Origin of the sequence: Acidisphaera sp. S103 (assembly GCF_009765975.1) — a bacterium.
Taxonomy (GTDB): domain Bacteria; phylum Pseudomonadota; class Alphaproteobacteria; order Acetobacterales; family Acetobacteraceae; genus Rhodopila.
This window is the reverse complement of record NZ_LMUJ01000020.1, coordinates 26,207-41,218: the sequence shown is the minus strand read 5'-3', so window position 1 is coordinate 41,218 and position 15,012 is coordinate 26,207. Positions and strand designations below refer to the sequence as shown.

The window sequence follows — 15,012 nt, the reverse complement described above, 5'->3', positions numbered from 1 at the left end:
CTGGCGGGATTAATGGCCGCCCGCCCAACCCCATCACGGCCAGCCAACCCCATCACGCCCACCCAACAACCGCCACGCCCGCCCACTTCCGTCATGGCCCGGCGAAGTCCGGGCCATCCGCAACCGCTCGGTGCCGCTTCAGCAAGCGCAGGAATAACCGAATGACCCTGAAAATCGGCAAAGGCGCCGCCGCCCCACCGTTCCTCGTGATGGACGTGATCGCCGCCGCCAACGCCCGCCAGGCGGCGCTTCCCCCGAACGCCCCCCACATCATCCGCATGGAGGTCGGCCAACCCGGTACCGGAGCCCCCGCCGGTGCTGTCGCCGCCGCCCAGGCCGCGCTCCGTTCCGGAAATCCGCTTGGCTATACCGAGGCGTTCGGCCTCCACTCCCTCCGCCACCGCATCGCCGCCCACGCCGCGAATTGGTATGACCTAACCCTGCCGATCGAGCGCATCGCCGTGACCGTCGGCGCCTCCGGCGCATTCCCGCTGGCCTTCCTCGCCGCCTTCGATCCTGGCGACCGCATCGCCATGGCCGCGCCGTTCTATCCGCCCTACGTCAATATCCTGACCGCCCTGGGCATGATCCCGGTCATCATGGAAGCCACCATGGAAACCCGCTTCCAGCCCACCGTGGCAATGCTGGAGCAACTGGACCCGCGCCCGGACGGCCTGATTGTCGCCAGCCCCTGCAACCCCGCCGGCACCATGCTGCACGCCGACGAACTGGCCGCCATCGCCACCTGGTGCGACCGCAACGGCGTCCGCCTGATCAGCGACGAGATCTACCACGGCCTGAACTACGACAGTCCGGTCGCCTCCGCCGCTCAGTTCAGCGACAGCGCCATCGTGGTGAACAGTTTTTCCAAATACTTCTGCATGACCGGCTGGCGCATCGGCTGGCTGGTCCTGCCGCCCGACCTCGCCCGCCCGGTGGAATGCCTGGCGCAGAACCTGTTCATCAGCGCCCCCTATATCGCCCAGGTCGTTGCCGAGGCCGCCTTTGACTGCCACGACGAACTCCAGGCCAACATCGCCCGCTACCGCCGGTCCCGCGACCACCTGCTGACCGCACTCCCGGCCGCCGGCTTCACCCGCCTGTCCCCCGCCGAGGGCGCGTTCTACCTGTTCGCCGACATCAGCGACCGCTCCAACGACAGCGCCGCCTTCTGCGCCGGCATGCTGCGCGAAGCCGGCGTCGCCGTCAGTCCCGGTGTCGACTTCGACCGCACCCGCGGCAACCGCTTCGTCCGCTTCAGCTATTGCGGGCCGGAGGACGACATGCGCGAAGCTGCCGAACGCCTGAAGGCGTGGCGCTGACCGGTCACGCCGGCAGCGGCTTCCCCACGGTTTCCGGCGCCATCGCGATCATCGGCAGGCCCAGCAGGTAAATCAGCGACACAGCCGTAATCGCCGTCGGATAGGACCCGGTCAGCACCACCAGCGCCCCAACCAGCGTCGGGCCCACCGCCCCAAGCACCCGACCAAGACTGAACGCGAATCCCGCCCCAAACGAGCGTTGCGCCGTCGGGAACAACTCCGGCAGCCACAGCGTGAACAGCGCGAACACCCCGTTGGTGAAAAACCCCAGCGGCGGCAGCAGCCAGATGAACAGCGTCACGCTGTTCATCCACATCGCCGCGACGAGATACGCGGCCACGACCGACACCAGTGAGCCGATGAAGAACACCGCCGCCGCCCGCCGGCGCGGCCCCAATGCCACCGCGATCCACGGCATCAGCCCACATGCCAACAGCGTGCCGCCATTCATCATCAGCCCGCTGTAGGACGCCATCCGTTGTGCCGCCGCCATCGGCGTTCCCGCCGCGGTCAGCCGGCTGATGATCAGGGTCGGCGCCCAGAACGTGCACGACCACAGCCCGAAGATGATGCACGCCATCATGCCGGCCGCCGCCCATGTGGTCCGAGCCTGAGGGCCGCGGAACATAGGGGCCACGCTGCCTGCCGCCGACCGCACGCCCTTCATCCGCCACGCCCGCGACTCCGGAACGTTCCGCCGCAGCCACACCGTCAGCAGTGCCGGCAGCACACCCAGCAGGAACACCCCGCGCCAGCCGATGACCGGCACCAGGAAGGACGCACCGACCGCCAGCAGGCCGCCGATCGGCGTCGCCGTGTGCAGCCAGCTCGCCAGCCGGATGCGCATCCGTTCCGGCACCGATTCCTGCAGCATCGGCGTGCCGGCCGCCCATTCGCCGCCAACCCCGAACCCGGCCAGGAACCGGAACACGGCAAACGACATCAGGCTCCACGCCAAGCCGCACAGCGCCGTCGCAACCGAGTAGACCAGGATCGTCAGGCACATCACCCGCACCCGGCCGATCCGGTCCGCCAACCAGCCCCAGAACATCGAGCACGCCCAGCCCAGCATGAAGATCGAGAACAAATACCCGCCGTACTGCGCGATATTGCCCTTCGTTGGCTCCAGGCCGCCGCTGTGCAACAGTTCGATCAAAGCCGGCACCAGCACGAAGATGTACAGACCGCCATCGAAACCATCGAGCATCCAGCCGCTCCACGCCGCCCAGAAAGCGCGCGCCGGCGAAACGTCCTGTTCGTCCATGATAGGCGTCACGCTGCCTGTCGGCATCCTCATCCCTCCCGATTCGTGTTTCGCCACGCTGTGTCGAAAACACGAAGGTTGTCCACCCGGACGGCCCACGCCGCAGGGATGGCCGGGAATGGCCAGACACCGGATCAGTGGTATACGCTCAAGCAATCGACCGTAACGACGGCAACACCAAAGGCCCCCCGGCCAAGATCGACCCCGAGGAACCCCCATGCCCCAAATCCTGCCATCCCTCAGCCTCGTCGCCGTCCCCGGCCGCCGCCGCCGCACCATCGAAATCGCGCAGGAGATTGAGCGCCGTGGTTTCGCCGGCATCTACAGCCCCAGCATGTTCGGCAACATGTCGCTGTGCGAGGCGCTCGCCTGGAACACCACGACGCTGCCGTTCGGCACCGCCATCGCACCGATCTACCAGCGCACCATCGGCGATTTCGCCCAAAGTGCCGCTGTGATGCACGAAATCTCCGGCGGCCGCTTCCGCCTGGGCATCGGCGTGGCGCACGGCCCGTCGCACGTCCGCATGGGCGTCACCCCCGGCAAGCCGCTGGGCGACATCCGCACCTTCGTGGAGAAATTCCGTGCCCAGGACGGTCTCGGTCCCCTGCCACCGATCGTCATCGCCGCCCTGCGCAAGAAGATGGTCGCGCTGGCCGGCGAAATCGCCGAGGGCGTCGTGTTCGCCAACGCCTCCCGTTCCCACATGGCAACGTCCCTGGCCGCCCTGCCGACCGGCAAGCGAAACGATCCCAACTTCTTCATCGGCAACATGATCCCCACCTGCATCAGCGACGATGTGGAAGCCGCCAAGGCGGTCAACCGCCGCACCCTGACCAGCTACGCCTTCCTGCCCAACTACCGGAACTACTGGAAGGAAGCCGGCTACCAGGAAGAAATGCAGGCCATCGAAACCGCCATCGCCGAGGGTCGCAACACCGACGTTCCCACCTACTTCTCCGACAAATGGCTCGCCGACAACACCCTGTTCGGTCCTGCATCGAAAGTCCGCGAGGGCGTGGAAGCCTGGCGCGACGCCGGCGTCCGCGACCTGGTCGTCGTCCCGTCGTCGGCCGCCGGCAATCAACTGAAGGCGCTGGAGGAGATCTTCGCCGCGTTCGATTGAAGCCGGCCGCCGATCAGCCCTGGACGAAATGGTCATCGCGAGAGGCACAGTGACGTGGCGATCTCCAAGGCGGAGAACACCAGGCAGGTGATCGCCGTGCCGAACCATGCCGGAGCTTATTTCACGGCTCCTCTCGTGCTTGAGGGTGAGTTTTGCCCATCGATTCTTTCAAATCGGATCTGACCGAGCCGCTGTTTGTTTACGTCCCGGAATTGTTTATACAATAGTGAAAGCATGTAAGTCATTTTGAATGGCCTGGAAATCGCCCGCCGACGGACTATAAGGGCTCGCCGGGAAATAAGCGAATTGTCCGGCGAACGCCGCCGGCCTCTCATCGTCATGGCGGGCGAAGGCCCGCCATCCACGCCTTGCTGTGTAGGTCTCGGAAAAGGCGTGGATGGCAGGCCTACGCCTGCGATGACGGGACTGGGCGACAGTGCCAACATCGAAGCATTTGTTTATGCACGAAGCCTAACACAATCCGAACGGCCCCCGAATTGGCTCATGCCAATATCGACTCGATCCCTCGGTCTTGCCTCTTATTGCCCCGCGATCTGTCTCCGGCCGGCTGGCTAAATCAAGGTGATGCTCCTATAAGAGTTATGATGGCGTCCCAATCCGGGCGACGGGCGCTATCATAACCGGCTCGTAACCATGGTGAGCCCGAATTTGACCGCGGTGGAGAACCATCATGTCTAGGGTAGTACACGCCTGCCGCGTTTTTGTCTCCGCCGTTTGCGCATCCGCCGCTGTTGCGCTTTTCGCGGCGACGCCATTGACCCCGACGCCTTGAAGCCCAGTCGTGCGCTCTTCCTCGGGCCAGTACTACCCCGGCCTCGACCACCTACGCGCCCTGGCTGCATTTCTCGTCTTCGGATGGCATTTTTCGCATGGGTTCCATGGCCACCCGGCACCCTTTGGACAGAGTTTCACGCCTTTTCTGGCTCCCTTCAACGAAGGGCATTGCGGCGTAGCGCTGTTCATGTGTTTAAGCGGCTACCTTTTCGCCAAGATCCTCGACGGCAAACGGATCATCTGGCGTGGGTTCTACTGGAATCGTTTCGTCCGCCTGGCCCCACTGCTCATCACCGTATTTTTGCTTACCGGAGCGCTTGTTGCCCACGATGACCCCGGCGCCCTTGGACACTATGCGCGGGCCTTGGCAGTTGGATTCGTCGAACCGATACTCTGGCCGAACGGCGCATGGTCCATCGCGGTGGAGGTCCATTTCTATCTCCTGCTCTGGATTATCATTCCACTCAAGCGCGCTGGCCACCATCGCTGTTCGGCTTCCTGGCCGCCGGTTTCGCGGTGAGGTGCCTGATCTATGAAGCTGGGGGAGATGTGGCATATTTCGCCTATTGGACCATCGTTGGCCGCATCGATCAGTTCGTGCTGGGTATCGCCGCCTGGGAGTTCCGCGGGTTTTTGCGCGGACGGCACCTCTGGATGGGCATTGCGACCGTGGCGTTCTTCAGCTTTTACCAATGGTTCGTCCGCATGGGGGGATTTTACGCGACCCAGGGAGCCCGCGCGGTCTGGATATTCATTCCCTTGATCGAGGCCGGATTTTTCTCGTTCCTTATCGCCTACTATGACGGTTTCGTATTCAGCCGCCGGTGGTACTGGCGCTTTGTCGAGGCTATCGGCGCGGCCTCGTTCTCGATCTACCTGCTGCATACTTTTGTCGTCTTCACGTTGGCCGAGATTGCCAATTCCTACCTTCCCGCCATGGCGACGTGGGAAGTCGCCGAGGCGGTCGCGGTTGCGGCATTCGTCGCCGTATTACCGGTGGCTTGGCTGTCTTATCGCTTTGTGGAACGGCCATTTCTACGGTTTAGAACGAACTATGTCGACCGAACGGAGGAAGCCTGGACCAATACGACCGGTTGGGTCAGGCCGCAGGACAGGAAATGCTGACGGGCGGTTGAAAACATGGCCCGGTATATGCGGATCTTCGACGCTCTGATGCCGCCTGGGAATTGAACGAACCCCCATCCGTCCCAACGCCCGCCTTGACCACACCCCCCACCCCAGGCCACCGTCAGCACCACACTTGAAAGGACACCCGCATGGCAACGCATGAGGGCCTGCGTTTCGGCATCTTCCTCGCCCCGTTCCACCGCGTCGGCGACAACCCCACCCTCGCGCTCGGCCGCGACATGGAACTGATCCAGTGGCTCGACCACCTCGGCTACGATGAAGCCTGGATCGGCGAGCACCACTCCGCCGGCTGGGAAATCATCGCCTCCCCCGAGATCTTCATCGGTGTCGCCGCCGAGAAAACCCGCCACATCATGCTCGGCTCCGGCGTCACCAGCCTGCCGTACCACCATCCCCTCCTGGTCGCCCAACGCTTCGTCCAGCTCGACCACATGACCAAAGGCCGGGCGATGCTGGGCTGTGGCCCCGGCGCACTGGTGTCCGACGCCTACATGATGGGCATCGAGGCCGAGAAGCAGCGCACCATGATGGACGAATCCCTCACCGCGATCATGGCGCTGCTCGCCTGCAAGGAACCGGTCACCATGAAGACCGACTGGTTCCAACTGCGAGACGCCCGCCTGCACCTGAAGCCCTATACCAAGGGCGGCTTCCCCATCGCCGTCGCCAGCGCCACCACCCCATCGGGCGTGCTGGCCGCCGGCAAGCACGGCGTCGGCCTGCTGTCCCTGGGCGCCGGCCTGCCCGGCGGGTCCGCCAACCTCGCCAAATACTGGCAGATGGGCGAAACCGAGGCCGCCAAATACGGCAAGACCCTGGACCGCGATAACTGGCGCCTGGTCATCAACATGCACTGCGCCGAGACCGACGAACTGGCCATGGAGGAAGTCCGCCGCGGCGAACGCGTCGAGACCCTCAGCTACTTCAGCGAAACCCTGGGCCGCCCCCCGATGCGCAGCGAAAATCCCCTGGCCGAGGGCCTCGCCGCCGGCTCCACCCTCGTAGGCTCCCCCGAAACGATCATCGCCGGAATTCAGCGTCTGCTCGGTTTCACCGGCGGCGGGGCAGGGGCCGTCTTGTTCCGCTCCCACGAATGGGCCAACCGCGAGCAAACCCTGCGCAGCTACGAACTGTTCGCCCGCTGGGTCATGCCCCGCTTCCAGGGCAGCCTGGACACCACCATCGGCTCCCGCGAGTGGTGCAGCGAAAACCGCGCCGGCATCTTCGGCCCCTCGATGGGCGCGTTCCGCAAGGCTTTCGTCGATGCGGGCCAGGACGTGCCGGACCACATCCGGGCGCGGCTGTACACCGGCAAGACCGAGGTTTCGTAACTGCAGCCGCAACAAACCGGCGCCTCCTGTCCCATCACAGCCGGGCCATCACGGCCTGGCCACCACCTCCCGTCACGGCCGGGCCATCACCTCCCGTCATGACCCGGCCATCACCTCCCGTCATGGCCCGGCCATCACTTTCCGTCACGGCCCGGCGTCAGTCCGGGCCATCCGCAACGGTGACGAACCGGTCCGGATCGGCACCGACCCCCCACCAAAACCAAACCCCGGAACGCAACGAAGACCGCGGCGCCGCATGCACCTGTCGGAAAATCTTACAACCTCGGCGTGTCATCCAAGGCCGACCCATCTACACCCCTGAAATAACTAATTTATTGTTTTTGGCACGCGGATTGCTACCGGCAACGCAAGGATACCAGCAAGATCGGGGTGTACTATGCGTGTGTTATCGTTCAAGGCCGGGGCGCTCGGCTCCACCGCTATCGGTTTGGCATTTGGCCTGGCGGGGCCGGCGATGGCGGATCCGTTCCTTCCGGTGTCGAATCTCACCTTCACGGATGTGAACACGCCCAGCACGCCACCCAAGGCTTTATTCTCCTCCGTCAACCCGGCCGACTGGTTCCGCGGGCAGCCCGCGGGAAGTGGGGACCTCGTCTTTATCGACGCGCCCGGTACCGCCACTGATGATACCGTCTATGGGGTCTACGGTCCCTTCGCGAATCCCCCGCCCGGCGGGAACTTCGTGCAGGCGGACGGCAATCCAAAGTACGAAAGCACGTTTGAGCAAACGATTACCGGCCTCACCCCCGGCGAGCAGTATACGCTGAGCTTCTGGCAGGCCGCCGGCCAGCAGCAAGGGTTCTCCGGCGCAACGACCGAGCAATGGAAGGTCTTTTTCGGCACCAGTGGCAAGGTCAATGTCGATTGCGGCGGCGGCAACTGCACGGCCTCCTCCACGGATGCGGAAGTTGATTCGACGCTGATGAACACCCCGTCGGAGGGCAGCAGCGCCTGGAATTTGGTGACAATGACACTGACGGCAACCGCCGCCACCGATATCTTGACGTTCCTCGCCTGGGGCAACGGCGGCAGCACCGCCAATGAGCCGCCGACCGTGTTCCTCGCCGGCGTCAACACCCCGGCGGTGCCGGAACCGGCTTCTCTGTCGCTTGTCGGTGTCGGCCTCCTCGGCCTCGGCCGGGTCGTTCAGCGCCGGCGCGCCAAGCGCAAGACCGCGGTGTGATCATGCGTCCGGTCTTCGTGCCCGGCACATTCGGCCCCGAAGACCGGAGACACCGTTTCGCCTGCTAGTGGGCCAAGTCACCCAACACCTGGTTCTCAGGCGTTGGGTGACTTGGCCCACCAAATCGATGCTGATAGAGATAATCCGGCGGTCCCTTCCGTCGGATTATACCCACTGGCCGGGACAACATCTTTGCCTGCGTTTTTGGACTCGCACCATCTTCGGTCGTTCCTGCTGAACCTGGCACACGCGTCCGCCTGGCTCTTGCTTCTCGCCGTGATTTTCCTGCCGCTTGAGTGGCTGTTCGCGCTGCATCCGCGAAAATTCTTTCGCAAGGGCCTGGGCCAGGACATCGGCTATTATTTCTTGAACAGCCTGGTGCCGGGCCTGCTGCTCGCCACACCTCTTGCCCTGGTCGCGGTCGGCGTCCACCACTTCGTGCCATACCGTTTTCAGGCCGCCGTCGCCGCTTGGCCGTTATGGCAACGAATCCTCGTCGGACTGGTCGTGGGTGAGATCGGTTTCTACTGGGGCCATCGCTGGGCACACGAGATTCCGTTTCTGTGGCGCTTTCATTCGATCCATCATGCGCCGGAGCACGTGTACTTCCTGATCAGTTCCCGCGCCCACCCGATCGACAACGTGTTCATCAAGCTGTGCGGCCTGATCCCGGCCTACATCCTGGGTGTGGCCAGCCCGCTGACCCCAACCGGCAGCCTGGTCCCCGTGTTTATCGTGCTGGTCGCCACGATGTGGGGTTTCTTCATCCATTCGAATCTGCGTTGGCGGTTGGGGCCGCTGGGATGGATCATCTCCACGCCCGCTTTCCACCACTGGCATCACACCCTGGCCGATCATCGCGATCGCAACTATGCGTCCATGCTGCCTTGGATGGACCGGATTTTCGGGACCTACTATGTGCCCCGCAACCAATGGCCGTCAGCCTACGGTATCGAGGACAAGCTGCCCCGATCCCTGGCCGGACAATTGTTGCACCCGCTGCAGCAGCCCGCGGACGCCGATGTGCCCGCGCCGGCCGCTGCGAACCGGCAATAGAACGAAAGCCGCGCCGGCGCACACCCCTGTCGGAAAATCTTACAGTTACAGCATGGTATCTAATTTTGAGCGATATATACCTTTGACATTGTTCCATAAAATAGTTGGCACGCAGATTGCTAAAACTGCGCCAAGGGTATCAGGAAGATGAGGTGTTCTATGCGTCCGTTGTCGCTCAAGGCTATCGCGCTCGGTTCCACGGCTATCGGTTTGACACTGGGCGTGGTTGGTTCGGCTCAGGCGGATACGTTCCTTTCGGTAACCAATCTGACCTTTACCGACTACAGCGGCCCCGCACCCAAGAATTACTTTTCGACGGTCGATCCGTCCGGCTGGTATCGCGGACCGGTCATCAGTGACGACCTCGTCTTTATCGATGCGCCCGGCACGGCGACCGTCCAAGGTGGTGGCCAAAATTCCTATCCGGTGTATGGTCCGTTCGCGAATCCCCCGCCCGGCGGGAACTTCGTCCAGGCGGACGGCAATCCATCATTCGAAAGCACGTTCGACCAGAACATTACGGGACTGGTCCCTGGAGAGACCTATACGTTGAGCTTCTGGCAAGCGGCCGGCCAGCAACAATCATTTAGCGGCGCCACCACCGAACAGTGGATCGTCTCGTTGGGCACCTCACCACTGACCGTCACTGTTAAAGGTTCGGGGGGCACAGGCACAGGCACGTATGCCAACACCGACCCGAACGCGACTGTTGTGGCGTCGACGCTGATGAACACCCCCTCGCAAGGCACCAGCCCCTGGCAATTGGTCACGCTGTCGCTGACCGCCGACGCCGCGACCGACGTCCTGAGCTTCCTGGCCTGGGGTGACGGCGGCAGCACCGAGAACGAGCCGCCGACCGTGTTCCTCGCCGGCGTGAACTCGCCGGCGCTGCCGGAGCCTGTCAGCCTGTCGCTGTTCGGCGTCGGACTGGTGGGCCTCGGCGGAGTCGTGCGGCGCCGGCGCGGGAAGCGCGACACCAAGGCCTGATAACCTTGTCGCTTAACGGGCCCGGCACGTCCGGGCCTGAAAGCGCATGAGTAGCCCGCGTCGTTGAAAATGAGTGGTTGGCCTGGGTGCCTGCCCGACCCGCGATGGCGTTGCCGACGCCCCCATTACTTTTAGAGCATGATCGCGCTGGGCGGAACGTCCAGAGCGCGTGAATCATACGATCAAACAAAACGCTCTAGCGACGCCGTACACGAATTGCCTGTCTGACGCACAATCGTTGAGACACAGCGCAAATTCGATGAGACGGACGCGCAATAGATGGTCAACGACGCACGACCGCCGGATTCGACCCGACGGGGACGATGCCTGACGGGATAGTCACAACGTCAAGCCTGGTCTCTCTTGCGCGTTCCGCTGCCCCGCTTGCGCCGTCAGAAAAGCTGTGGATGGGTCGCGCCAGATCACAGGAACCGACCATGCCCCTCGACCATTGGCTCGCCTTCGTTGCTGCCTCTGCTGTGCTGCTGGCCATTCCTGGCCCCACAGTGCTGCTCGTCATTTCCTACGCGCTCGGCCACGGTAGAAAGCCAGCTGCCGCGATCGTAGCCGGGGTGGCGCTCGGCGACCTCACTGCAATGACTGCTTCCATGCTGGGCCTGGGAGCCGTGCTCGCGACCTCGGCTTTGGTGTTCACGGGGCTGCGCTGGCTTGGCGGCGCCTACCTCATCTATCTGGGCATCAAGCTGTGGCGCGCGCCAGTAGGTTCGGCTGGGTTCGAAGCTGCACCTAGCGCAGGTCCGCTCCGGATGTTTGCCCATGCTTACGCTGTGACGGCTCTAAATCCCAAGGGCATCATCTTCTTCGTCGCGTTCGTTCCGCAGTTCCTGGATGCCTCGCGCGCTTTCTTGCCACAGGTGGCGGTTTTGGTGAGCACCTTCGTCACCATGGCGACGCTGAACTCACTCGGCTTTGCGCTCTTAGCGTCAGCGGCCCGGCAGCGGCTGAGGCAACCGCGCGTGCAGCGCGTTGTGAACAGGACAGGTGGCTCTCTGCTGATCGGGGCAGGAATATTCGCGTTCGGATGGAGGCGTGCGGCAGGATAGAAACCGCCGCCCATCACACCACCCCAAGACCGAGCAGATCCCGTCCAACCGCCGCCACCACGGCCTCCCAATCGCCCGGCCTCGGCTGACGATACAGCCGCATCCCCGGATACCAGGGGCTGTCACGCCGTTCGGTGAGCCACCGCCAGCACGGATCGAAACAGGTCAGCAGCCAGACGGGCTTGCCCAGTGCCCCCGCCAGATGGGCAACCGACGTATCGATCGAGACAACCAGATCGAGGCAGCCGATCAGCGCCGCCGTGTCCGCGAAGTCTCCCACTTCACCCATGAAATCGGTCAGCGAGGCATCCGCGGGCGGCGCCACGCCATCCTTCTGCAAACTGACGAAATGCAGGTTCGGCAATGCCAGCAGAGGTGCCAACCGCTCCGGCGCGATGGACCGCTGCCGGCCGATCGCCGCCGTGCCCGGCAAATGCGCCCGCGGATTGCCCGCCCACACCAATCCGACCCGCGGACCCGGGCGGTCCAGCGCATCGAGGCGCACCCGCCAGGCCGAGCACTGTCCCGCGTCGGCCTGCAGGTAAGGCCCATCGCCGGGAATGGTCGCCAGCGTGGTGCCCAACGCCAGCGGCAGGCTCAGCATCGGGCACTGCAGGTCGAAGTCCGGCAGGGCCTCACCGAACGCCACCACCCGTTCAACCCCCGGCAGACCCCCCAGCAGCCGAACCAACGGCCGAGGCACCTCCAGGACCACCCGCCACCCCATAGCCGCCGCCAGCGGCGCATAGCGGCAGAATTGGATCGTGTCGCCGAACCCCTGTTCCGCATGGATCAGCAGCGTCCGTCCGTCCGCCGCCTCACCGAACCACTGCGGCTGCGCAAACCCCCGATAGCCCCGGCTCAACTGCCGCGTCTTCCAGCGCCATTCATGCTCCGCCCACCCCGCCGCCATGTCGCCGCGCGCCAGCAGCGCCATCGCCAGGTTGTAATGCACCTCCGCATCGTCCGGCCGCGGTTCCAGCGCCAGGCGATAGCTGCCAACCGCCTCATCCAGCCGCCCGAGTGCCTTCAGCGCGTTGCCCAAATTGTTCGCCGCCTCCGAAAACCCCGGCCGGAGCGCGATGGCTTTACGATAGCTGGCAACTGCCTCCTCCAGCCGTCCCTGTTCCAGCAACAGGTTGCCCAGGTTGGAACGGGATGAGGCTTCCCGCGGGTTGATCGCGATCGCCTTGCCGATCAGCTCCATGGCCAGATCGCGGCGTCCGGTCTGGTAGGCGATCACCCCCAGCAGATGCAGGCTGTCGGCATGGCGGGGCTGGCTCGCCAGCACTTGCCGGAACATCCGTTCGGCAATGTCCAGCCGCCCGGCCTGGTGATAGTGCAGGGCGGCGGCAAACACCGGTTGAACGGCCGCCGGCACGGTTTGCGTCATCGGCCCGCTCGGTTTGCGAGCCACGCCTACGCCGCCTGGACGCCGTCCACGCCCAACCCCTCCAGCAAAGGCCGCAGCAACGCCGCGTCAGGCCGCCAGCGACCGACCGAGCCCCGGTAGATCGGCTGCCGCACCTGCGCCACGCTCGCCGTATGCACCGGCCGGGCCGTCTCGTGGAACGCCAGGCAGGCATCATCCCACGGCAACCCGCAATGGGCCACGATACGGCGTGCCTCGGTCCCCAGATCGGCCACCAGCCGCTCGTAATGCACCTCCAGCAGCACATGTGCCGGCACGACCGCCCGCCAATGCGCCATCAGCCGCTGATACGCGCAATGGAACCGCCCCAATTCGCCAAGATCGTAAGTAAATCTCTGTTCAAAAGAAAACAACTTGGAGAAGCACGAAAGGCAATTATCCACCGGATCGCGGATGACATGAATAATCCTGGCCTGCGGCAGTATAAGGTGGATAAGGCCAACGAAATGAAAATTCGCCAGCATCTTGTCGGTGATACGCATCGCATCCGGACCCAACGCCCGCAGCGAGGCGACATAGCCGGCCCCCATCCGCCGCAGCTCCGTTTCGGCAATGGTCCAGACCGTTTCCGGGAACGGCAGCGCGCCATGCCGCGCCAACTGGTCCACCGCCCGCGGCAATTCCAGCCGCTCACCCGCACCAAACACCGACGCGTGGCTCGCCAGCACCTGCTCGACCAGCGTGCTGCCGGAACGCGGCATCCCGACAATGAACACCGGTTGGGTGGACATATCGCCGAGGCCCCGCCGCGCCTCCATCAGTTCGGCGGTGAAAACGGTTCGGATACGGTCCATCCCGCTCAGCGCGTAGGACTCGTTATACTTGATATGACGGCGCTTGACTGCATTGCCCTCCAGCAGATGAGCAAAGCCTCGATCCGCCTCACCGATATCGTCGTACGCCTTGCCCAGGGCAAAATGCAGCAGGCACTGCTCGCGGACCGACAGCGCGGCCGCGCGTGGCAACATCGCTTCCAGCGCGTCGATCACCGCGTCCCCACGTCGCACCTTCGTCAGTTGAGCCAGGTTGAAGCAAGGCTCCGGATGGTGCGGCGCCAGCGCCACCGCCCGGCGGCACTCCACCACCGCCGCCCCCATGTCGCCCATTTCCGCCAACGCGAGGCCCAGCACACTCATCGCCGGGGCGAAATCCGGCTGGACCACGATCGCCTGGCGGCACAGCGCGATCGCCTCGGCATGCCGGCTCATCCCCACCAGGGCGCCGGCCATGCCCACCATGGCGAGCACATCATCAGGCTCCCGAACCAGAGCGGCCTGGAAATGCCCGATTGCCTCTTCCTCCCGGTGCTGGCGGCACAGGATCGTCGCCAACCCGTAATGTGCCACCGTGCGGTCGGGTTCGGCCTGCAGCACCACACGATACGCCGCCATCGCTTCGTCGTCCCGCTCCAACTGCTGCAGTGCCCGGCCAAGCTGCAACCGGGAATCGACGTAATCGGGATCGACATCCAACGCCTGCTGGAAACAGCCGATCGCCTCCTCGGACCCGCCTTTCCCCGCCAGCATCACGCCCAGCCCATGGCTCGCTTCGGCGAAATCCGCATCCGCCGCCAGTGCCGCACGATAACAGGCAATCGCCTCGTCCGGCCGGCCCAGCTCGGCGAACAGCGTCGCCAGACCAAACTGAGCCTCCGCATGCCCCGGTTCGGCCGCCAAAATCACTTCGTAGCAGCCAATCGCCGCCTCACGCTGCCCCAGCGCCTGCAAACACGCCGCCAGCCCGAAATGCCCGTCCACCATGTCCGGCCGCAGCGCGACGGCCCGCCGATAGTGACCGACCGCCTCCTCATGCCGCCCCATGGCCTGCAGCGCCGCCGCCAAATTCCCATGCACCTCGGCCGTCTCCGCCACCGCCGCCGCTCGGCGCAACAGCACCTCGGCCTCGGCCGGCCGACCCTGGCCCAGCCGCAGCACACCGAAATGAACCAGCCCATCGACATGCGCCGGTTCGGCCACCAACAGGGCCATATACAGACCGGCCGCGTCCTCGAGCCGGCCCTGACGATGCAATGCGAGTGCTTGCTGGAACATGGCACCGCGATTATCCCGCCCGCAGCGAAATCGCAATCGTGCATGTTCAATATTCACGACCGGATTCGCGATGTCTTTGACAGGGGGAAAGACCAGTAATAACCGCCGTTGAAGCAGCCTTTTGATTCGTCCCGGCGTCAGTCCATTCGTCATGGCCCGGCGTCTCTTGATTCGTCATGACCCGCGATTCGCCATGGCCCGGCCTCAGTTAATTCGTCATGGCCCGGCGAA

At 64.3% G+C, this 15,012-nt stretch carries 12 protein-coding genes; 9 read left to right on the top strand and 3 right to left on the bottom strand.

Annotation, left to right across the window (positions count from 1 at the left end):
* Positions 1-161: 161 nt before the first annotated feature.
* Positions 162-1,322: a pyridoxal phosphate-dependent aminotransferase gene (locus GSQ89_RS02015; RefSeq protein ID WP_158921499.1), complete on the top strand. Its 1,161-nt coding sequence runs from the start codon at positions 162-164 to the stop codon at positions 1,320-1,322.
* A 4-nt stretch (positions 1,323-1,326) separates the two neighbouring features.
* On the opposite strand, the gene GSQ89_RS02010 is transcribed toward GSQ89_RS02015, so the two are convergent.
* Positions 1,327-2,613 carry an MFS transporter gene (locus tag GSQ89_RS02010; protein WP_216855969.1) on the bottom strand — a complete coding sequence of 429 codons (1,287 nt, stop codon included), beginning with the start codon at positions 2,611-2,613 and terminating at the stop codon, positions 1,327-1,329.
* Positions 2,614-2,803: 190 nt separating this feature from the next.
* Here GSQ89_RS02010 and GSQ89_RS02005 point away from each other — a divergent pair, with 190 nt between their 5' ends.
* The 8 genes from GSQ89_RS02005 (at position 2,804) to GSQ89_RS01970 (ending at position 11,298) form a co-directional block, all read left to right on the top strand.
* Complete coding sequence (locus GSQ89_RS02005; RefSeq protein WP_158921495.1) at positions 2,804-3,712, top strand: LLM class flavin-dependent oxidoreductase; 909 nt, start codon at positions 2,804-2,806, stop codon at positions 3,710-3,712.
* 802 nt (positions 3,713-4,514) lie between these two features.
* The gene (locus tag GSQ89_RS02000) at positions 4,515-5,027 is read left to right on the top strand and encodes an acyltransferase (protein WP_158921493.1); all 513 of its coding nucleotides are present in this window, start codon (positions 4,515-4,517) and stop codon (positions 5,025-5,027) included.
* Between the two features lie 29 nt (positions 5,028-5,056).
* Positions 5,057-5,632 carry a hypothetical protein gene (locus tag GSQ89_RS01995; RefSeq protein ID WP_158921491.1) on the top strand — a complete coding sequence of 192 codons (576 nt, stop codon included), beginning with the start codon at positions 5,057-5,059 and terminating at the stop codon, positions 5,630-5,632.
* A gap of 152 nt (positions 5,633-5,784) precedes the next feature.
* The gene (locus tag GSQ89_RS01990; RefSeq protein WP_158921489.1) at positions 5,785-6,987 is read left to right on the top strand and encodes an LLM class flavin-dependent oxidoreductase; all 1,203 of its coding nucleotides are present in this window, start codon (positions 5,785-5,787) and stop codon (positions 6,985-6,987) included.
* 475 nt (positions 6,988-7,462) lie between these two features.
* Positions 7,463-8,191, top strand: coding sequence for a PEP-CTERM sorting domain-containing protein (locus tag GSQ89_RS01985; protein WP_158921487.1), 729 nt, complete (start codon positions 7,463-7,465; stop codon positions 8,189-8,191).
* 192 nt (positions 8,192-8,383) lie between these two features.
* Entirely contained in the window at positions 8,384-9,247 is an 864-nt protein-coding gene (locus GSQ89_RS01980) for a sterol desaturase family protein (RefSeq protein ID WP_216855968.1), read from the top strand.
* 159 nt (positions 9,248-9,406) lie between these two features.
* Positions 9,407-10,234 (top strand): PEP-CTERM sorting domain-containing protein, encoded by an 828-nt coding sequence (locus tag GSQ89_RS01975; RefSeq protein ID WP_158921485.1) that lies wholly within the window; start codon positions 9,407-9,409, stop codon positions 10,232-10,234.
* Positions 10,235-10,671: 437 nt separating this feature from the next.
* Positions 10,672-11,298, top strand: a complete 627-nt coding sequence (locus tag GSQ89_RS01970; RefSeq protein WP_158921483.1) for a LysE family translocator — start codon at positions 10,672-10,674, stop codon at positions 11,296-11,298.
* A gap of 13 nt (positions 11,299-11,311) precedes the next feature.
* Here the strand turns inward: GSQ89_RS01970 and GSQ89_RS01965 are convergent, their stop codons facing one another.
* A complete protein-coding gene (locus tag GSQ89_RS01965) occupies positions 11,312-12,691 on the bottom strand; it encodes a tetratricopeptide repeat protein (RefSeq protein ID WP_158921481.1) in 1,380 nt (459 codons plus the stop codon).
* A gap of 26 nt (positions 12,692-12,717) precedes the next feature.
* On the bottom strand, positions 12,718-14,781 hold the full coding sequence (locus GSQ89_RS01960) for a tetratricopeptide repeat-containing sulfotransferase family protein (protein WP_158921479.1): 2,064 nt from the start codon (positions 14,779-14,781) through the stop codon (positions 12,718-12,720).
* Between the last annotated feature and the right edge of the window lie 231 nt (positions 14,782-15,012).

Coding starts and splice junctions, on each gene's coding strand:
- GSQ89_RS01975 (WP_158921485.1), top strand. CDS start 9,407: ATGCGTCCGTTGTCGCTCAAGGCTATCGCGCTCGGTTCCACGGCTATC.
- GSQ89_RS01990 (WP_158921489.1), top strand. CDS start 5,785: ATGGCAACGCATGAGGGCCTGCGTTTCGGCATCTTCCTCGCCCCGTTC.
- GSQ89_RS01960 (WP_158921479.1), bottom strand. CDS start 14,781: ATGTTCCAGCAAGCACTCGCATTGCATCGTCAGGGCCGGCTCGAGGAC.
- GSQ89_RS02005 (WP_158921495.1), top strand. CDS start 2,804: ATGCCCCAAATCCTGCCATCCCTCAGCCTCGTCGCCGTCCCCGGCCGC.
- GSQ89_RS02015 (WP_158921499.1), top strand. CDS start 162: ATGACCCTGAAAATCGGCAAAGGCGCCGCCGCCCCACCGTTCCTCGTG.
- GSQ89_RS01970 (WP_158921483.1), top strand. CDS start 10,672: ATGCCCCTCGACCATTGGCTCGCCTTCGTTGCTGCCTCTGCTGTGCTG.
- GSQ89_RS01985 (WP_158921487.1), top strand. CDS start 7,463: ATGGCGGATCCGTTCCTTCCGGTGTCGAATCTCACCTTCACGGATGTG.
- GSQ89_RS01965 (WP_158921481.1), bottom strand. CDS start 12,691: ATGACGCAAACCGTGCCGGCGGCCGTTCAACCGGTGTTTGCCGCCGCC.
- GSQ89_RS02010 (WP_216855969.1), bottom strand. CDS start 2,613: ATGCCGACAGGCAGCGTGACGCCTATCATGGACGAACAGGACGTTTCG.